16 protein-coding genes are annotated in these 18,250 nt (G+C 67.0%); 13 read left to right on the top strand and 3 right to left on the bottom strand.

Features of this window, described 5'->3' with window-relative positions; all coding sequences use genetic code 11:
• The first annotated feature begins 117 nt into the window (after positions 1 to 117).
• On the top strand, positions 118 to 651 hold the full coding sequence (locus HNO80_RS06625) for a DUF7793 family protein (RefSeq protein ID WP_175322044.1): 534 nt from the start codon (positions 118 to 120) through the stop codon (positions 649 to 651).
• Positions 641 to 2,176, top strand: a complete 1,536-nt coding sequence (locus tag HNO80_RS06630) for a putative bifunctional diguanylate cyclase/phosphodiesterase (protein ID WP_175322045.1) — start codon at positions 641 to 643, stop codon at positions 2,174 to 2,176. Before HNO80_RS06625 ends, HNO80_RS06630 begins: the two co-directional genes overlap by 11 nt.
• A 119-nt stretch (positions 2,177 to 2,295) precedes the next feature.
• Here HNO80_RS06630 and HNO80_RS06635 read toward each other — a convergent pair whose 3' ends face one another.
• Positions 2,296 to 2,445 carry a hypothetical protein gene (locus HNO80_RS06635; RefSeq protein WP_175322046.1) on the bottom strand — a complete coding sequence of 50 codons (150 nt, stop codon included), beginning with the start codon at positions 2,443 to 2,445 and terminating at the stop codon, positions 2,296 to 2,298.
• Positions 2,446 to 2,645: 200 nt separating this feature from the next.
• On the opposite strand from HNO80_RS06635, the gene HNO80_RS06640 reads away from it, so the two are divergent.
• Positions 2,646 to 3,719, top strand: a complete 1,074-nt coding sequence (locus HNO80_RS06640) for a hypothetical protein (protein WP_175322047.1) — start codon at positions 2,646 to 2,648, stop codon at positions 3,717 to 3,719.
• A gap of 486 nt (positions 3,720 to 4,205) precedes the next feature.
• Here HNO80_RS06640 and HNO80_RS06645 read toward each other — a convergent pair whose 3' ends face one another.
• Entirely contained in the window at positions 4,206 to 4,859 is a 654-nt protein-coding gene (locus HNO80_RS06645) for a hypothetical protein (protein WP_175322048.1), read from the bottom strand.
• Between the two features lie 108 nt (positions 4,860 to 4,967).
• On the opposite strand from HNO80_RS06645, the gene HNO80_RS06650 reads away from it, so the two are divergent.
• The 10 genes from HNO80_RS06650 to HNO80_RS06695 all read left to right on the top strand — a co-directional run bounded on the left by HNO80_RS06650 (position 4,968) and on the right by HNO80_RS06695 (position 17,343).
• Positions 4,968 to 5,840, top strand: coding sequence for an inositol monophosphatase family protein (locus HNO80_RS06650; RefSeq protein ID WP_349627255.1), 873 nt, complete (start codon positions 4,968 to 4,970; stop codon positions 5,838 to 5,840).
• 200 nt (positions 5,841 to 6,040) lie between these two features.
• Positions 6,041 to 8,572, top strand: coding sequence for a DNA helicase PcrA (gene pcrA, locus HNO80_RS06655; protein WP_175322049.1), 2,532 nt, complete (start codon positions 6,041 to 6,043; stop codon positions 8,570 to 8,572).
• 55 nt (positions 8,573 to 8,627) lie between these two features.
• Positions 8,628 to 9,335 carry a hypothetical protein gene (locus HNO80_RS06660; protein WP_175322050.1) on the top strand — a complete coding sequence of 236 codons (708 nt, stop codon included), beginning with the start codon at positions 8,628 to 8,630 and terminating at the stop codon, positions 9,333 to 9,335.
• 225 nt (positions 9,336 to 9,560) lie between these two features.
• Positions 9,561 to 10,730, top strand: coding sequence for an ADP-forming succinate--CoA ligase subunit beta (sucC, locus tag HNO80_RS06665; RefSeq protein WP_175322051.1), 1,170 nt, complete (start codon positions 9,561 to 9,563; stop codon positions 10,728 to 10,730).
• Positions 10,731 to 10,742: 12 nt separating this feature from the next.
• On the top strand, positions 10,743 to 11,645 hold the full coding sequence (gene sucD, locus HNO80_RS06670; RefSeq protein WP_175322052.1) for a succinate--CoA ligase subunit alpha: 903 nt from the start codon (positions 10,743 to 10,745) through the stop codon (positions 11,643 to 11,645).
• Positions 11,646 to 11,823: 178 nt separating this feature from the next.
• On the top strand, positions 11,824 to 12,552 hold the full coding sequence (locus tag HNO80_RS06675; protein WP_175322053.1) for a FadR/GntR family transcriptional regulator: 729 nt from the start codon (positions 11,824 to 11,826) through the stop codon (positions 12,550 to 12,552).
• A 223-nt stretch (positions 12,553 to 12,775) separates the two neighbouring features.
• Positions 12,776 to 14,125, top strand: coding sequence for an MFS transporter (locus HNO80_RS06680; RefSeq protein WP_175322054.1), 1,350 nt, complete (start codon positions 12,776 to 12,778; stop codon positions 14,123 to 14,125).
• Between the two features lie 9 nt (positions 14,126 to 14,134).
• Positions 14,135 to 14,908 (top strand): SDR family NAD(P)-dependent oxidoreductase, encoded by a 774-nt coding sequence (locus tag HNO80_RS06685; RefSeq protein ID WP_175322055.1) that lies wholly within the window; start codon positions 14,135 to 14,137, stop codon positions 14,906 to 14,908.
• Positions 14,909 to 14,971: 63 nt separating this feature from the next.
• On the top strand, positions 14,972 to 16,474 hold the full coding sequence (locus tag HNO80_RS06690) for a four-carbon acid sugar kinase family protein (protein WP_175322056.1): 1,503 nt from the start codon (positions 14,972 to 14,974) through the stop codon (positions 16,472 to 16,474).
• A complete protein-coding gene (locus HNO80_RS06695; protein WP_175322057.1) occupies positions 16,471 to 17,343 on the top strand; it encodes an NAD(P)-dependent oxidoreductase in 873 nt (290 codons plus the stop codon). Before HNO80_RS06690 ends, HNO80_RS06695 begins: the two co-directional genes overlap by 4 nt.
• A 36-nt stretch (positions 17,344 to 17,379) precedes the next feature.
• Here the strand turns inward: HNO80_RS06695 and HNO80_RS06700 are convergent, their stop codons facing one another.
• Entirely contained in the window at positions 17,380 to 18,135 is a 756-nt protein-coding gene (locus HNO80_RS06700; RefSeq protein WP_175322058.1) for a ZIP family metal transporter, read from the bottom strand.
• Between the last annotated feature and the right edge of the window lie 115 nt (positions 18,136 to 18,250).

The following is an 18,250-nucleotide window of genomic DNA, read 5'->3' on the forward strand; positions in this document are numbered from 1 at the left end:
TAGTCTGTGGGGGCACATGTCTGATCAGCTGGTTGCGCTGCGCCTGGCAGCGACTTCCTTCGGCGACCACACCAGCGCCCCTTCACGGCTGGCCTGCGTCCCTCGGGTTGCTGTCCGATGACAGTCGAAGCCCCCGTTGCCCCGGACGGGCAAATTCCCGAGGAAACGCCAGCCGTACTTGAGGCACCCGACGCCGGGACGCCGTCGTCGTCCGGGTCCCTGACAGAGCTCAGCCTGGCGGGATTGGCACTGACGGAGCCGGGCGTTTCAGCAGCGGAAGCTCCTGCCGAGCCCGTCATCGGCGTCCGGCTGCTCGAGGGCGGCATCATTGAAGTCGCGCTGCCGCCGAACCGGGAGATCGAGGGCCCGGAAGCGCGGGTGGCCGGTGAAGCAGTCCGAATGCTCGCCGGCGGCGAGAGGGTTCCGGTGCTGCTGGTCATCTCCGGCGTCGTCGGCGTCAGCGTGGAAGCGCGCCAGGTCTACGTTGGTTCCATCGCGGCGTCGGCGTTCGCGCTGGTCGGCGAGAGCCCCGTGGACCGTGTCATTGCGCATTACCTGCTGCGCTCAAGATCCGAAGCGATCCCGGCGGAGTTCTTCATTTCGCGGATAGAAGCCCTCGAGTGGTTAAGGCCTTATACGAGTGAAAAGTGATGTTCCAGACCCCCGGCTCCATGCGCTCGTGGAGGGCATTGTCCGGATCGCCAGCGGGGACCTAAGCACCCGGATTCCCCACTCCGGTGCGCGCGACGACGTCGCCGCCGTCATCGCAGGCATCAACCTGATGGCCGATGACCTGCAGACCATTTACCAGGAGCTCGAAGAGCGCGTCGAGAGCCGGACCGCCATGTTGCGCCAGGCCCAGGTCGAGCTAGAACGGATGGCGCTGACCGATCCGTTGACCCAGCTGGCCAACCGGACGGCGCTGAACTCGGTGCTCAGCCACGCGCTGGCGGAGACGTCCCGCGGCGAAATGCCGCCGGCCCTGCTGATTCTTGATCTTGATTCCTTCAAGGGCATCAATGACACGCTGGGACACAGCGCGGGGGACGATGTCCTGCGCGTGATTGCCCGGCGCCTCCAGGACGCGGTCCGGGGCACCGATACCGTGGCGAGGCTGGGCGGGGACGAATTCGCCGTCATGCTGCCCAAATCCAACCTTGTGCGGGCCCGTCGGGTAGCCAACCGGATCCTGAAGGCGCTCAGTGAGAGCCTGGAGATCGGCGACCTGCGGGTCACCTGTGGCACCAGCATCGGCGTCCGCGTGGCCGAACCGGGCCAGTCCGCCGACGACCTGGTGATGGAAGCCGACACGGCCATGTACGCCGCGAAGGCGCAGCCGCATAGCGGGATCAAGGTCTTCGAACCGGCGCTGCTCTACGCCCGCAGGCTGCAGAGCCTCATGGTCACGGAGATGCGCGAGGCGATCCTCGAGGATCAGCTGACGCTGCATTACCAGCCGGTGGTGGAGCTCGCCACCGGGCGGATCGAGGGCGTCGAGGCGCTGGTCCGCTGGAACCACCCGGAGCGCGGGCTCCTGATGCCGGACCAGTTCATTCCGCTGGCGGAGGAGACCGGGATGATCGTGGAGCTGGGGCACTGGGTGCTGCGCAACGCGGTCCGGCAGCTTCGGGACTGGCAGGACCGGCTGGAGTTGGACAGCGAGTTCTCCGTCCGGGTCAATATCTCCACCACGGAGCTGCAGAACCTCGAGCTCATCGAACACGTCCAGGACATCCTCCGCGAGACGGGCGTGGATGCCGCGAACCTCATCATCGAACTGACCGAGTCCATGGCCGTCACCGGCGGCGACGTGGACAAGTACTCCCTGAGCGGGTTGCGCCAGCTGGGCGTGCAGCTCGAAATCGACGACTTCGGCACGGGATACTCCTCCATCAGCTACCTTCGCCGGCTCCCCGTGAACGTGGTCAAGATCGACAAGAGCCTGATCGACGGCCTGGGAACGGACGCGGAGCAGGGCAGCTTTGTCGAGGCCGTGCTGCACCTGATCCATGCCTGCGGGCTCAAGGCGGTGGCGGAGGGAATCGAGACCGCCGAACAGGCCGACGAGCTGGTCCGGCTGGGTTGCGCCAGCGGCCAGGGTTACTACTTCGGGCGCCCGGCGCCCGCCGAGGCCGTTGAGGCCCTCATCAGCCAGGACAGCTCGGTTTCGCAGTAGTTCCGCAGTGGCGCGTAACGAACGACGGCGGTTGGGCCGCTTAAATTGTTGCCAGGCAAAACAAAGGGCGGGAGTCGGATGTGAATCCGAATCCCGCCCTTTGCGGTTTGCTGACTCCGTTAGTTCTTCGGGGTGGAGTTCGGCCAGTAGTCCACAGCCACTACGGTCTGTCCGGCGTTGTCACCGGTGGCCGAGACAGCTGCCGAGGCCGAAAGACCTGCTGCTGCCAGAGCGCCGGCCACGAGGAGCGTTGCGAGGGTTTTCTTCATTTAGAACTCCTGGTACGTGAGAGGCTGATGTGACTCATGTGATGCAGGATTAGTATAAGCGCTATAGACACGCCGCATTGTAACGATTTACTCGCTTTGCCTGAACGCTGTGTTATTCGTGCGCTCCTCTTGCGTTTTCACACAGAGGCAGCTCGCGCGCCGTATACCTATTCTCCTGCGCAGCCACCGATAATTGATTCATGCACTCTGTTTCACCGCTGTACGCAGCCGCTGAGCTCCGAGCACATGAGCAGCGCAGCAACCATGCCTTCGCCGAGGCGGCTGGCAGTGCGCAGCGGGCGGCCGAGATCGCTTTGCGTGACGGGGACCCCACTTCGTGGTGGAACATGACTTTCCTCCAAGCCGAAAATCTTCTGGATGCCCAACGTTTTGAGGACTGTGCGGCTTTGGCCGCCAGCCTCATATCGGACCTGGCGGAGCCACCGATTCCCCGCGACCAGGCCCGCACTCATATTTTGCTCGCGAAGGCACGCCAGGGCGCGGGTCTGCTGGAGCGAGCCGCGGAATCTGCTCGAGCTGCTGCGAATCTCACATCCGCGGAGTCGGACATAGAAATCAACGTAAAAGCAAGGCAGGCGCTGATCGCTGCATTGGCAGACGGCGGAAAACTGGCTGAGGCTTGGGATGAGAGCAAGGCTCTTGCTGGCGTCATTTCTGACGATGTTGACGATCAGCTTGCTGGCAAGGCTTATTGGGTCATCGGAAACGTGGCTTTTCTGTGTGACAAAGTCGAAGACGGTCTGCGGTACCACGAGCTCGCGGCCGCGACGTTTTCACCTACCAAAAACCTGGACGTCTGGGCGAAATTCAACAAGGCGTCTGCCGCCATGCGCCTCGCAGCAAATATTGCGGACGAGGACACGCTTCGCTGCATCGAACGCGCCGAGTTGGCCACAGACGTCATCGGCGGCAGCGAAAACGATCTTCTTCTTTTGCGGCGCAATCGCGCACACTGGAGCTATCTAGCTGGCGATGCAGAGTCTGCGGTGGCCGTCCTGGAAGAAATCCGTGCAACCTCGAGAAGCGTTACACCTCAGATTCTCGGCGACGTATGCCTGCTGTTGGGCAGGGCATATATCGCAATGCGTGACAAGGATGCGGCCCGGCAGCCTCTGGCCGAGGCGGTGGTTCACTTCGAAAGCGCGGGAGCGCCCGACCGCGCCCAGCAGGCACGAGACTTCCTCAAAGCCGAACTGGGCCGGGACTCCTTATGGTCCTGGCTGCTTCGTGTGACAGGTTTCGACCGCAGCTAATCGCGTTTTCTGAGCATGCCCCTCCCCGGCGTCGTGCAGTGGACATATAGGGAAGATGCTCAGTGGTCGCTGCCAGGAGTGGGCATGTCCCGGGGCCCCAACGCTCTTGGTCGGGCCGGCCGGGTGGGCATGCCCCTCGCCGGCGTCGTGCAGGGGACATATAGTGAATCTGCTCATTGGTCGGGGCCAGGAGCGGGCATGTCCGGTGGTGCCAACATTCTCAGCCGAAGAGGCACACTGAGTATGCCCCTCGCCGGCGTCGAGCAGTGGACATATAGGGAAGATGCTCATTGCTCGCGGCCAGGAGTGGGCATGTCCGGTGGTGCCAACATTCTCAGCCGAAGAGGCACACTGAGTATGCCCCTCGCCGGCGTCGAGCAGTGGACATATAGGGAAGATGCTCATTGCTCGCGGCCAGGAGTGGGCATGTCCACCGGGCGGCAGAGCGGGGAGGCCGCGAATTCCCCGGCCCTGGATCCCGAACCGCTAGGCCTGAGCGGAACCCGAAGCGTCTGCCCGTGCGGAGGAGTTCTTCCGGCCCAGGAACACTGCCGCGCCGCCGACCACAAGGCTCAGCACCAACAGGACCCAGCCAGCCACCGTGAGCCCCGACGCCAAGACGACCTGGCCGCCGTCGAGCGTGGCCGCAGACATCATGGCGTCAATGGCCGCGTTGCCCCACAGCCGCACACCCGCAAACAGCAACGGCACCGCCCACAGCGCCCAGCGCAGCGGTTTCCTGGCCACGTTCGTGCCGATCAGCAGCAACCAGGTGAAGCCGAAGATCAGCGGAAACAGTGTCCCTGCCGTCTTGTGCACATAGTTGAGCTGTCCGCGGGCGTCACCGTCCATGGCCGAGCGCAGCTGCTCCACAAAGCCCCGGTCGAAGCCGCCGATCAGCGAATCGGGCATCGGGAGGCCGCCGCTGAGCTGGGTGAGCTGGTCCAGGGTCAGCAGGTGGACGTACCAGAACAGGAACAGGCTTGCCACGACGCCCGCGATCAGGATCAGGCTGCTATTGCTCTGCGCCTTCTGCGGGGTGCGGGTGGTGCTGGGATTGATCACCGCGGGCAGATGGTGCTGGGGAACGGCCGCGCTCGCGCCGTGTTTCTTGATCCGCTGGGCGGGTGTCTTGGCCATGGCTCCATTATCGCCCCTCGCTGGGGCCAGGCCGGCCGGTCCCAGGCAGGGCCACCGTCAACCCGGCCTGCCTGTTCAGCACCTCGGGGCGCCCGATAGGCTGAACGCGTGAGCGAATCAGGCAGCAACGAACTTGTCAGGCACCGGCTCGGCCGGCACAGCACCGCGGAACTCAGCCCCGAACTGGACGACTACCAGCTCGCCGAGGCCCTGGTGCGGGAGGCCGGCAACCTGGCGCTGCTGATGCGGCAGGCAGGGCTGGAGGGGCAGCGGAAAACGTCCGTCTCCGATGTCGTGACCGCCGCGGACCACGCCGCCGAAGCCTACGTGCTCGAACAGCTGCAGCGCTGCCGGCCCGACGACGGCATCCTCGGCGAAGAAGGTGCTTCCGAGCAGGGCAGCAGCGGCCGGACCTGGGTGATCGACCCGGTGGACGGCACCTACAACTTCCTGCACGGCTCCAGCTACTGGTGCTCCGCGATCGCGCTCAAGGATTCCTCCGGCCCACTACTCGGCGCCATCTTCCAGCCGGAAGAGGACAAGCTCTGGCTCGGCGGCACCGCCCGCGCGGCTACCCTCAACGGTGAGGCGCTGACCAGTTTTCGGCCCCGCGAGGCAGATGGCATGGGCCGCGCCGAGACGCCGCTGGCGGAGCTCGGCGCCGCCACATACATCCATCCCACCTGGCTGGCCGACCCGATGTGCGCCATGCCGTGGCACGCCGCGGCGACCTCCGCGGCGGCGCTGCGGATGTTCGGCTCGGGCTCATGCGACCTCGGCCGGGTGGCCGACGGCGAGCTGGACTGCTGGTTCCAGCACAGCTCCCCGGAGTGGGACTGGCTGCCGGGCCAGGCGATCGTGCTCGCCGCCGGCGGCGCCACCGACGTCGTGCGCGTCAACGGACTTGAGTGGTTCGTGGCCGGAGGTACGACGGCGGTGCGGCAGCTCCGGGCGGCGCTGGAGTCAGGCTCCGTGGGGTAAGCCGGGTCCGCGTCCGGCGCACAGATGGGCATGCTCATTCCTCGCCGCCCCGCACAGATGGGCATGCTCATTCTTCAGCCCTAAGCGTGGACACAATGGCAATATGTCCACCCGCGGGCGGAGGGGACGGGCATGTCCGTCCGGGAGCGGGGCTGCCGCGGACGGTGCCGTCAGTGGCACCGCCTAGACTTGTTAACACCATGGATATGTTGTTTGACCCCTACGCCGACGGACCCTTCCAAGCTGCCTCGCATCCGGCCGCGCCCGCGAAAGCGTCCGGAAACCCGGGGGCCGGAACCGGAATGCCGGACCTGAGGTCACCCGCTTTCGGGGCCCACGGCGGAAGCGGCGCTGGTAACGGCGAGGACTGGGACCGCCCCCAACTGCCGAACGCGGAAGAGCTCCTGCAAGGACTCAATCCCCAGCAGGAGGAAGCGGTCAAGCATGCGGGGAGCGCCCTGCTGATCGTCGCCGGCGCAGGCTCCGGCAAGACCCGTGTGCTCAGCAACCGCATCGCCTACCTGATCGCCACCCGGCGCGCGCACCACGGTGAGATCCTGGCCATCACCTTCACCAACAAGGCCGCCGCGGAGATGCGCGAGCGGATCGAGCTCCTGGTCGGCGGCCGGGCCAAGACCATGTGGATCTCCACCTTCCACTCCTCCTGCGTCCGGATCCTGCGGCGCGAGGCGGCCAACGTCGGCCTGAACTCCAACTTCTCCATCTACGACTCCGCCGATTCGCTCCGCCTGATCACGCTCGTGGCCAAGAACCTGGACCTGGACCCCAAGCGCTTCGCGCCCAAGGCCATCCAGCACAAGATCTCCGCGCTCAAGAACGAGCTGATCGACGCGGACAGCTACGCCTCCAGCGCGAACTACAGCGACCCCTTCGAACAGGCCGTCGCCGAAGTCTTCAAGGGCTACACGCAGCGCCTGCGACAGGCCAACGCGATGGACTTCGATGACCTGATCGCCGAAACCGTTTACATGTTCCGGGCCTTCCCGGCGCTCGCCGACTCGTACCGGCGCCGCTTCCGGCACGTGCTCGTGGACGAGTACCAGGACACCAACCACGCCCAGTACGCCCTGGTCCGCGAGATCGTCGGCGAGGGCCCCGGCGCCGCCGAACTCACCGTCGTCGGCGACTCGGACCAGTCCATCTACGCCTTCCGCGGCGCGGACATCCGCAACATCGTGGAGTTCGAGAAGGACTACCCGGACGCCCGGACCATCAAGCTCGAACAGAACTACCGCTCCACCCAGACCATCCTCAGCGCCGCCAACTCGGTGATCTCCCGGAACCCCAACCGGCCGGAGAAACGGCTCTGGACGGCCGAGGGCGACGGCGAAAAGATTGTCGGCTACGTAGGCGAAAACGAGCACGACGAGGCCCAGTTCATCGCGAAGGAAATCGACCGGCTGCAGGACGAGGGCAACCTCCGGCCCGGCGACGTCGCGATCTTCTACCGCACCAACGCCCAGTCCCGGTCCATCGAAGACGTCCTGGTGCGCGTCGGGCTGCCCTACAAGGTGGTCGGCGGCACCCGGTTCTACGAGCGCAAGGAAATCAAGGACGCCCTCGCCTACCTGCGCGTTTTGGTCAACCCCGACGACGACGTCAACCTGCGCCGCATCCTCAACGAGCCCAAGCGCGGCATCGGCGACCGGGCCGAGGGCGCCGTCGCGTCGCTGGCGCAGCGCGACCGGACCTCCTTCATGGCCGCCGCCCGCCGCGCCGAGGAAGCACCCGGCATGGCCACCCGCTCCGTGAACGCCGTGCTGGGCTTCGTGAAACTCCTCGACGACCTGGCCGAGGTGGCCTCCGGCTCCGGCGCTGCCGCTGCCCTGGAAGCCGTCCTGGAGCAGACCGGCTACCTCGCCACCCTGCGCTCCAGCACCGACCCGCAGGACGAATCCCGGGTGGAAAACCTCGCCGAACTGGTCGCCGTCGTCCGCGAATACGAACGGGACAACCCGGAAGGGTCCCTCGGCGCCTTCCTGGAACAGGTCTCCCTCGTGGCGGACGCCGACCAGATCCCGGACGCGCCGGGCGGGGACGCCCAAGACACAGCCGCCGCCGTCGCCGAAGCCAAGCGCCTCGGCGTCGTCACCTTGATGACCCTGCACACCGCCAAGGGCCTGGAGTTCCCGGTGGTCTTCCTCACCGGCATGGAGCACGGGCTGTTCCCGCACCAGCGCTCCGCCACCGACCCCAAGGAACTGGCAGAGGAACGCCGATTGGCCTACGTGGGCCTGACCCGCGCCCGGAAGCGGCTCTACCTGACCCGGTCCGAGGTCCGCAGCATGTGGGGCCAGAGCCAGTACAACCCCGCCAGCCAGTTCATCGAGGAGATCCCGGCCGAGCTGGTCGAGTGGAAGCGGGAAGGCTCCACCCGCCAGGCCGGCAGCTGGGGGAGCGGCGGATCGATCGGGTCAAGCCGCTACGGCGGCTCCTTCTGGGGGGCCGGCACCGCCCGCGGCACCGGGGCGGACTCAGCGGCAGGGTTCAACGCCGACGTCCCCGCCGCCATCGCCAAGAACCGGGTCCAGCCGCAGAAAGAAATCGTCGCTGTCAGCGTGGGGGACAAGGTCAACCACACCAGCTTCGGCAACGGCACCGTACTGGCCGTCGAGGGCGCGGGAGACAAGACCGTCGCGAAGGTGAAGTTCGGCGTCGGCGAAAAGCGGCTCCTGCTGCGGTACGCCCCGCTCACCAAGATCGACGCGTGACCGGGGCTCTCACCCGCCCCGCGGATCCGCCGGCAACCGCGCGCCGACCGGCATAATGGAGCGCATGCGACGGACATCTTTGGGGATCCTGGCCGCCTTCCTGGCACTGGCGGCCACGGCGTGCACCGTCACGCAAAAGGACCCGGATTACGTCCCGCCGGCTCCGCTGCCCGCCCTGGAGCAGCTCAAGCAGGCACCCCTGACGGACCCGGCGACACTTAGCGCCGGCCAGGACTCCCTGAGCTTCGTCACCATGGACCGCAACATCGTCTGCTCGCTGACCTCGGCCCGGGGCGACCACATCAACCTAGTCTATGAACAGAACGGCTTCGGCGGCAGCGGAAACGGCAAGTTCGCGACCGTGCCGGTGGCCCACTGTGAGCTCGCCGCCTACCCGAAGCCCGAAGTAAAGGACATCCGGGACGACTGCGCCGGCACCGGCCTCGGCTACCTGGGCGGCACGGCCCTGCTGACCCCGGACAAGGCGGTTTACGGCGAGTGCCGCTCCGGCGTCACACAGCAGGAAACCGAATTTGGCCCCAAGGGCACCCGCACCGGTCCGATCTCGCAGCTTCCCGTTCTCGAGGACGGGAAGAACGTCGAGCGCAACGGCCTGCGCTGCTCCGCCTACAACGGCGGCGTAGCCTGCGGAAATGTCTCCGCCGGCGTCGCCTTCTTCGTTGCGCGCGACCGTTACGAGCTGATCTTGCCGGCCCCCAAGGCGGCCTCCGCGGCGCCGTCGGAAGCCCCAAAAACCCCGTAATCTAGGGGTTTTTCTACGCTCAATAGAATAGTGTCCTTACTCACATAACGGGTAGTCTGGGTCGGGCTGGTCCAAACGAAGGACTAGAGTTCGAAAGAGGAGCATTGCGCCGTGTGGCTCGTTTCCAAGCTTGTCGCAGGGTGCGTTTATTCCGCAGCCCGGTAACCGCGAGTACGTGGGGTCCGGCTGTACAGAAACTACTTCGACGTAGAAGGACACTAAACCGTGGACCTGTTTGAATATCAGGCGCGCGATATGTTCGAGGCGCACGGTGTACCCGTGCTTGCTGGCATCGTGGCGCACACCCCTGAAGAAGCAAAGGCAGCTGCCGAGAAGATCGGCGGCGTAACTGTCGTCAAGGCACAGGTTAAGGTCGGTGGCCGCGGCAAGGCCGGCGGCGTTAAGGTCGCCAAGACTGCCGATGAGGCACTCGAGCACGCCACCAACATCCTCGGCATGGACATCAAGGGTCACACCGTCAACAAGGTGATGATTGCCCAGGGTGCCGATATCGCCGAGGAATACTACTTCTCCGTCCTGCTGGACCGGGCCAACCGCAACTACCTGGCCATGTGCTCGGTTGAAGGCGGCATGGAAATCGAGCAGCTCGCCGTCGAGCGCCCGGAAGCCCTGGCCAAGATCGCGATCGACCCGGCCGTCGGCATCGACCAGGCCAAGGCTGACGAGATCGTCGCCGCCGCAGGCTTCGCTGAGGAACTGCGCGGCAAGGTCGCCGCCGTGATCCTCAAGCTCTGGGACGTGTTCAAGAAGGAAGACGCCACCCTCGTGGAGGTCAACCCGCTGGTCAAGACCGGCGCCGGCGACATCGTTGCCCTGGACGGCAAGGTCACCCTCGACGAGAACGCCGACTTCCGCCACCCCAAGCACTCCGCCCTTGAAGACAAGGACGCCGCGGACCCGCTCGAGGCCAAGGCCAAGGCGCAGGACCTCAACTACGTCAAGCTCGACGGCGAGGTGGGCATCATCGGTAACGGTGCCGGCCTGGTCATGTCCACGCTCGACGTCGTCGCCTACGCCGGCGAGAACCACGGCAACGTCAAGCCCGCCAACTTCCTGGACATTGGCGGTGGAGCTTCCGCCGAGGTCATGGCTGCGGGCCTCGACGTCATCCTGGGTGACGAGCAGGTCAAGTCCGTCTTCGTCAACGTCTTCGGCGGCATCACCGCCTGTGACGCTGTCGCCAAGGGCATCGTCGGCGCACTGGCCGAGCTGGGCCACTCCGCGAACAAGCCGCTGGTCGTCCGCCTTGACGGCAACAACGTCGAGGAAGGCCGCCGCATCCTGGCCGAGGCCAACCACCCGCTGGTTACCCTGGCCGCCACCATGGACGAGGGCGCCGACAAGGCTGCCGAGCTCGCCAACGCAGCTAAGTAAAGGGACACGACTATGTCTATTTATCTGAACAAGGACTCCAAGGTCATCGTCCAGGGCATCACCGGCGGCGAAGGCACCAAGCACACCGCCCTGATGCTCAAGGCCGGCACCAACATTGTCGGCGGCGTCAACGCCCGCAAGGCCGGCACCACGGTCCTGCACGGCGATAACGAGATCACCGTCTTCGGCACCGTCAAGGAAGCCATGGCCGAGACCGGCGCCGACGTCTCCATCGTCTTCGTGCCGCCGGCGTTCACGAAGGACGCCGTCGTCGAAGCCATCGAGGCCGGCATCGGCCTGGTCGTCGTCATCACCGAAGGCGTTCCGGTCCAGGACTCCGCCGAGTTCTGGGCACTGGCCCAGTCCAAGGTCGACGCCGACGGCAAGCAGGTCACCCGCATCATCGGACCGAACTGCCCCGGCATCATCACCCCGGGCGAGGCCCTGGTCGGCATCACCCCGGCCAACATCACGGGCAAGGGCCCCATCGGCCTGGTCTCCAAGTCGGGCACCCTGACCTACCAGATGATGTACGAACTGCGCGACCTGGGCTTCTCCACGGCCATCGGCATCGGCGGCGACCCGGTCATCGGCACCACCCACATCGACGCCCTCGAGGCTTTCGAAGCTGACCCGGAGACCAAGGCGATCGTCATGATCGGCGAAATCGGCGGCGACGCCGAAGAGCGCGCGGCCGACTACATCAAGGCCCACGTCACCAAGCCGGTCGTCGGCTACGTGGCCGGCTTCACCGCCCCGGAAGGCAAGACGATGGGCCACGCGGGCGCCATCGTCTCCGGCTCCGCGGGCACCGCCCAGGCCAAGAAGGAAGCCCTCGAGGCTGCCGGCGTCAAGGTCGGCAAGACGCCGTCCGAGACCGCCAAGCTGCTGCGCGAAGTTTACGCGGCACTCTAGGTCCCAGCACCAAGGCAACGCGGGGTCACGTCCGGCCCATCCCCTCACCGGGATGGGGTCGGAGTGACCTCGCGTTTCTTCGTTAAGGCACGACGGCGGCAGGGACCGCCGCCGTGCGTCTAGTAGTGTTTAGGAAAGGCAAAGCGCGCGCTTGAGTGCGCGCAGGCAGGGGATCACGATGGCAGAAACGCGACGGACGCTGGTCGACGTCGTCGTGGACAAAGTCCTCGAGTACATCCTCAGCGGCCAGATCAAGGCCGACGATGCCCTCCCGCCGGAAGCGGACATCGCCAAGGAGTCAGGGGTCAGCCGCCTGACCGCCCGTGAAGCGATGAAGGTCCTCAAGGCGCAGGACGTGGTCTACGTGAAGCGGGGCCTGGGCACCTTCGTGAATCCGCCCGAGCGCTGGACCGGCCTGGACGCGATCATGCGGGCAGCCTCAAGGGGGGTGGCCTCGGACCAGGTTGCTCTGCGCCTGCTCGAGGTCCGCCGGATGGTCGAAACCGGCGCCGCCGAACTCGCGGCCTCACGCCACAGCCAGGCCGACCTCGCCGCCATGACGGAAAGCGTCGAGTTGATGGAGGCCGCGCACCACTCCGGCGACGTGGACGCGCTGACCCTGGCGGATATCTCCTTCCACGACACCGTGCTGCGGGCCTCCGGCAACCCGTTCGTGCCCGCCCTGCTGGGCCAGCTTTCGACGTTGCTGTACGCCATGCGGCGGGAGACCTCGGCGTTCCCGGATGTGCAGCGGCACGCGATCCACCACCACAAACAGGTCCTGGCCGCCATTGCCGCCGGCGAGCCTGCGGCCGCGCGCTCCGCGATGGACGCCCACATCACCCAGACCTTCGAGGACTACGAACGGTACCTCGCGGTCTCCAGCCGCGGCGCCGCCGCCAGCTGACCCGCGCGGGCGCCAGCTGACGCCCGCGGGCGCTGCCCTGAGCTTGGCCACCTCCGGGCTCATTTACCAAAGCTGTTGACGCTGCACTTTCGTGTGATTAGAATCTCCTATAGATATCAGACATCTGATATCTACCCTCAAACGAAACGCCGCCAGCCAAAGGAGTCTTCATGCGCGCGCACGTCCCTTCCCAGGGCACCCTGATCACCGGTGGAGGCCCGCGATGACCTCCCTGACTGCAGCTCCGGCCCTGAGCGAACTGGGCCAGACCACCCTCCGCAAGGTCCGCCGGCGGCTCATGCCGCTGATTGTCCTGCTGTACTTCGTCGCCTATCTGGACCGCAACAACGTCGGCTTCGCCAAGCTCGGCATGCAGGGCGACATCGGCCTCACCGAAGCCGCGTACGGCCTCGGCGCCGGCATCTTCTTCCTCGGCTACGCCCTGCTGGAAATCCCCAGCAACGGCGGCATGTACCGCTACGGTGCCCGCAAGTGGATTGCCCGCATCCTGATCAGCTGGGGCATCTTCGCCACCGCCATGTTCCTGGTCAACGGCGAGACCACCTTCTACATCATCCGTTTTCTGCTGGGTGCGGCCGAAGCCGGCTTCTTCCCGGCCATCCTGTTCTACCTGACCCTCTGGTTCCCGGCCGCGCAGCGCGTGACCGTGCTGGGCATCTTCATCCTGGCCCAGCCGGTCTCCAACGCCCTGGGCGCGCCGGTGTCCGGCATGCTCCTGGGCCTGGAAGGCGTTGCGGGCCTGCACGGCTGGCAGTGGCTGTACATCATTGAAGGCATCCCGGCGATTGTGCTGGGTGTCATCACGCCGTTCGTCATGACTGACCGGCCGGAGCACGCCAAGTGGCTCAAGCCCGAAGAGCGCGACTGGCTCGCCACCACCATGAGCAAGGAACTGGCCGAGAAGCAGAAGTCCGGCAACCACAACTTCCTCGCCGGCCTGAAGGATCCGCGCACCCTGGCGTACTCGGCCCTGTACTTCGGCCTGGTCTGCGGCATCTACGGCCTGGGCCTCTGGATGCCCACCATCGTCAAGGCGCTGGGGAAGTTCGACACCGTCCAGGTGGGCTTCATCGTCTTCATCCCGTACGCCATCGCGGCCGTGTTCGTCTACTTCTGGAGCAAGCGCTCGGACCGTACCGGCAACCGGGTCTGGCACGCCAGCGCCAGCATGGTGCTTGCCGCCGTCGGCCTGCTCGGCGCGGGCTACCTGTTGCCGGTCAACGCGGTCCTCGCAATGGTCTTCCTGACCCTCGCGGCCATGGGCATCTACTCGGCGATCGCCCCGTTCCTGGCCATGCCGTCCGCGGCGCTGACCGGCGCCGCAGCAGCGGCCGGCCTCGCCATGGTGAACTCGCTCGGCAACCTGGGCGGCTTCGTGGCCCCGTACATCGTCGGCATCCTCAAGGACGCCACCGGCAACAGCCAGAGCGGCCTTACCTTCCTGGCGGCCTGCCTTGCGATCACCGCCGTCGCCACCTATCTCTACGCCCGCAAGCGTCCGGAAGGTGTCTCCGCCCCCCGGGCGACCGCCCCCGCCGCAGACAGCCATTAGGAACCACTCATGACACACAGCACTTTCCCCGCCGAACGCACCGTCGTCCTGACCGGCGCCGCCTCCGCCCGCGGCATTGGCCGCGCCACGGCAGACCGGCTGGCCCGCGACGGCTGGTCGGTCGCGATCCTGGACATCAACGCCGAGGACGCCAAGGCCGCCGCGGCCGAGATCGGCTCCAACCGGGCCGTCAAGGCGATCGGCGTCGGCGCCGACGTCTCGGACGAGGCCTCGGTGGACCGGGCCATCACCGAGGTCGAGGAGTCGCTTCCACCCATCGTCGGCCTCGCCAACCTCGCCGGCATCAGCTCGCCGACGCCGTTCATGGAGACTTCCGTCGCCGAATGGGACAAGGTCTTCGCGATCAACATGCGCGGCACCTTCATCGTTTCGCAGCGGGTCCTCAAGGGCATGATCGAACGCCGGCTGGGCCGGATCGTCAGCGTTTCCTCGATCTCCGCGCAACGCGGCGGCGGAACGTTCTCCAAGGTGGCCTACAGCGCCTCGAAGGCCGGAATCCTCGGCTTCACCCGTGCCCTGGCCCGCGAAGTCGGCGAGTTCGGCATCACCGTGAACGCGGTGGCCCCGGGCCCGATCGACACCGACATCATGGGCGGCACGCTGAGCGAGGAGCGCAAGGCCGCCATGTCCGAGGGCATCATGATGGGCCGGGTCGGCACCCGCGACGAAGTCGCGGCGCTGATGGCCTTCCTCCTGAGCGAGGACGCCGGCTACATCACGGCCGCCACCTACGACATCAATGGCGGCCTGCAGGTCTCCTGACCTCCCGGCGCCTCTCGACGTGCCGTGCGGCTCCGGCCGCACGGCACCCGGAAGGATCACAGCATGACCCACGAAACCCACCCCGACGGACATCGCACTGCACACCCCGGCGCCGCGGCCGCCCCCGCCCCCGCCCCTGAACCGGTGCGCCTGGCCGATGCCCGGCAGCGGATCCGCGACTACCGCGCCGCCACGGGACGGCGGACCGCAGTGCTCGACGACGACCCGACCGGTTCGCAGTCCGTGCACGGCGTCTCCGTCGTCACCGTGCTTGAGGCAGACGAGTACGCCGCGGCCCTTGCGCAGCCGGAATCGACCTGCTTCATCCTGACCAACACCCGTAGCCTCGACGAGGCCGACGCCGTCGCCCTGAACCAGGCGGCCGGCCGGGCCCTGTTCGAGCTCGAGGAGCGGCTCGGCGCACCCCTGGACCTGGTCAGCCGCAGCGACTCGACGCTCCGCGGCCACGTGATGGCCGAAATCCGCACGCTCGACGCCGTCCGGCGCGAGGTCACCGGGCAGGGGTTCGACGGCGTCCTGCTGGCGCCGTCGTACTTCGAAGCCGGACGCTTCACCGCCGGGGATGTGCACTGGGCCATGGTGGGCGGGGAACCCGTCCCGGCCGGAGAAACCGAGTTCGCCAAGGACGCGACCTTCGGGTACCGGTCCTCCGATCTGAAGGATTTCGTCGCGGAGAAAAGCGGCGGCACCGTCACCCCGGAGCAGGTGCTCAGCATCAGCCTCGAGGACATCCGCCGCGGGGGAGAGGACCGGGTCGCGGAGATCCTGCGCTCGGCCAGCGACCTGCAGCTCATCATCGTCAACGCCACCGAGTTCGCGGACCTGGAGATCGTCGTGCTGGGCCTGCAGCAGGTCCAGCGGGAAGGCAAAGTTTTCCTGCACCGCACCGGGCCGTCCTTTGTCCGTGCGCTCGCAGGGCTCGACCCCAAGCCGACCCTGCAGGCGCAGGACATCTGGCCCGGCGGCCGCCCGGCCGGCCACGGGCTCGCCGTCGTCGGCTCCCATGTGGGACAGACGGCACGCCAGGTCGCTGCGGCGCAGGCACGAGGCGGCGTGTCCGAGGTCGAACTGTCCGTCGCCGACCTCGTCAATCCGGCGGCGCGCGGCGCGCACATTGCGGACACCGCGGCCCGGGTGGTCAGCGCCCTCGCCGACTCCGACGTCCTGCTCTACACCTCCCGGTCGCTGCTCAAGGGCGCCGACGCTGCCGCCAGCCTGGAGATCGCCCGCAGCGTGTCCGCGGCCCTGATCGAGGTGGTCCAGGCTGCCCTTGCCGCCAAGCCCGCCTGGGTGATCGCCAAGGGCGGCATCACCTCGCACGACGTCGCCGTGCGGGGTCTCGGAATCAGGCGTGCCACCGTGCTCGGCCAGTTGTTCCCCGGCATGGTCTCGGTGCTCCGGCCCGACGAAGCCGCCCCGGGCGTGCAGGGCATGCCGTACGTCGTTTTTGCGGGCAACGTCGGTGACGAGAACGCGCTCGCCGACACCATTGAACTCTTCCGCGGCGCCACGTCCGCGGCACCAGGAAAGGAAGTAACCCCATGACCAAGGTCGGATGGATCGGGCTGGGCGCGATGGGCGGACCGATGGCGGTCGTCCTCGCCGAAGCCGGACACGAAGTCGCCGCCTTTGACGTCGCCGAAGGCCGGGCGCAGTCGCTGGCTGTTCCCGGCCTCGCGCCGGCGGCCACGGCCAAGGAGGCCGTGGCCGAGGCCGACGTCGTCGCCCTGATGGTCGCGACGCCGGCCCAGGCCGACGCGGTACTCTTCGGCGCGGACGAACTCGCCGCGACCCTGCGTCCGGGCACCGTGGTCCTGCTGATGGCCACCGTCGGGCCAGCCGCCGTGGTGTCGCTGGCAGAGCGGCTGGCAGCGTTCGACGTCGAACTGGTGGACGCGCCGGTCTCCGGCGGCACCAAGCGCGCCGCCACCGGCGAACTGCTGATGATGGTCAGCGGCTCCGAGCGGGCCCTGGCGGTGGTGCGGCCGCTGCTGGACGCGATGGCAAGCTCCGCCCCCGTGGTGGGCACCAACGTTGGCGACGGGCAGAAGGTGAAGCTCGTCAACCAGCTGCTGTGCGGCGTGCACATCGCCGCGGCGGGGGAGGCCCTGGCCTTCGCCGAGGCCCTGGGCCTGGACCCGAAGCAGACCTGGGAAGTGCTGCGTTCGGGCGCTGCGGCGTCGTTCATGTTCGATGACCGGGGCTCCCGGATGGTGGACCCGGACAACACCGAGGTCCGGAGCGCCCTGGACATCTTCGTCAAGGACATGGGGCTCGTGGTCGAGGCGGCGCGGGAGAGCACCTACCCGGCGCCGCTCGCCGCCGCGGCCGAGCAGCTCTACCTCAGCGGCCGGCGCGCGGGCCTCGGCCGGCGGGACGACTCGTCCGTGATTGAGGTACTGCGCGGGCACTGACGCTGACTTCCGGCGGGCCGACGGCCGGGGGTGTCTTTAGCCCCCGGCCTGGCTGATGGTGAAGGCCGTCAGGAAGCCGACAGCTGCAATGAGGCCCGTCAGGACATGGTGTTCTTCGAAAGCCTCCGGGATCATGGTGTCGGCAAGCATGGCCAGAATCGCCCCGGCGGCGATCGCGGTGATGAAGGCGACCATTTCTGCCGGAGCGTTTTGCAGGCTGGCATAGCCGATCAGCGACGCCAGCCCGGAGATGAGGGCAATGCCTCCCCACACGCCGAAAACGTAACCGGCGCTGCGGCCGGATTTTTTCATTCCCGCTGTGCTGGACAGCCCTTCGGGAACGTTGGAGATGAATACAGCTGCGAGTACGGCCGTGCTGACCGATCCGCCTGAAACGAGACCGAGCCCCAGGACGACGGATTCGGGAACACCGTCCAGCAGGGCTCCGATGGCAATGGCGGTGCCGCTGCCCGGCTTGTCCTTCTCAGAGGGTTGCTTGCCGCCGGAGCGCTTCCTGTGTTTGGCTCCTTGCCGGGCCAGCAGGGCGTTCGCCCCAACATAGACCAGTGCTCCGGCAAGGAATCCCGCCACGGTCGGCCAGAGACCGCCGCCCCGTTCGGCTTCATCGACAAGGTCAAACGACAAGGCGGAGATGAGGACTCCGGCGCCGAAGGACATGATGGAGGAGACGATTTTCGGAGCGATGGTCCACTTCCAGGCAATGGCCGAACCCAGGACCAGCGCTGCGCCCGCCACGGTTCCCCATAACAGGGCCTGCACCCATGTGGGCATCTAATTCCACCTTCCAATTCTTCCATCACGAGGGCACCAGCGCCTGCGGGGCGCAGCGGCCCAGCGCCCCGGGAGGCGACTCCGTCACCAGTGAACGCGGCCGCCCCCGATCATC

Origin of the sequence: Arthrobacter sp. C9C5, from assembly GCF_013359735.1 — a bacterium.
In the GTDB taxonomy this organism is placed as follows: Bacteria; Actinomycetota; Actinomycetes; order Actinomycetales; family Micrococcaceae; genus Arthrobacter.

Coding starts and splice junctions, on each gene's coding strand:
- HNO80_RS06625 (WP_175322044.1), top strand. CDS start 118: ATGACAGTCGAAGCCCCCGTTGCCCCGGACGGGCAAATTCCCGAGGAA.
- HNO80_RS06635 (WP_175322046.1), bottom strand. CDS start 2,445: ATGAAGAAAACCCTCGCAACGCTCCTCGTGGCCGGCGCTCTGGCAGCA.
- HNO80_RS06640 (WP_175322047.1), top strand. CDS start 2,646: ATGCACTCTGTTTCACCGCTGTACGCAGCCGCTGAGCTCCGAGCACAT.
- HNO80_RS06645 (WP_175322048.1), bottom strand. CDS start 4,859: ATGGCCAAGACACCCGCCCAGCGGATCAAGAAACACGGCGCGAGCGCG.
- pcrA (WP_175322049.1), top strand. CDS start 6,041: ATGGATATGTTGTTTGACCCCTACGCCGACGGACCCTTCCAAGCTGCC.
- HNO80_RS06660 (WP_175322050.1), top strand. CDS start 8,628: ATGGAGCGCATGCGACGGACATCTTTGGGGATCCTGGCCGCCTTCCTG.
- sucD (WP_175322052.1), top strand. CDS start 10,743: ATGTCTATTTATCTGAACAAGGACTCCAAGGTCATCGTCCAGGGCATC.
- HNO80_RS06675 (WP_175322053.1), top strand. CDS start 11,824: ATGGCAGAAACGCGACGGACGCTGGTCGACGTCGTCGTGGACAAAGTC.
- HNO80_RS06680 (WP_175322054.1), top strand. CDS start 12,776: ATGACCTCCCTGACTGCAGCTCCGGCCCTGAGCGAACTGGGCCAGACC.
- HNO80_RS06685 (WP_175322055.1), top strand. CDS start 14,135: ATGACACACAGCACTTTCCCCGCCGAACGCACCGTCGTCCTGACCGGC.
- HNO80_RS06690 (WP_175322056.1), top strand. CDS start 14,972: ATGACCCACGAAACCCACCCCGACGGACATCGCACTGCACACCCCGGC.
- HNO80_RS06695 (WP_175322057.1), top strand. CDS start 16,471: ATGACCAAGGTCGGATGGATCGGGCTGGGCGCGATGGGCGGACCGATG.
- HNO80_RS06700 (WP_175322058.1), bottom strand. CDS start 18,135: ATGCCCACATGGGTGCAGGCCCTGTTATGGGGAACCGTGGCGGGCGCA.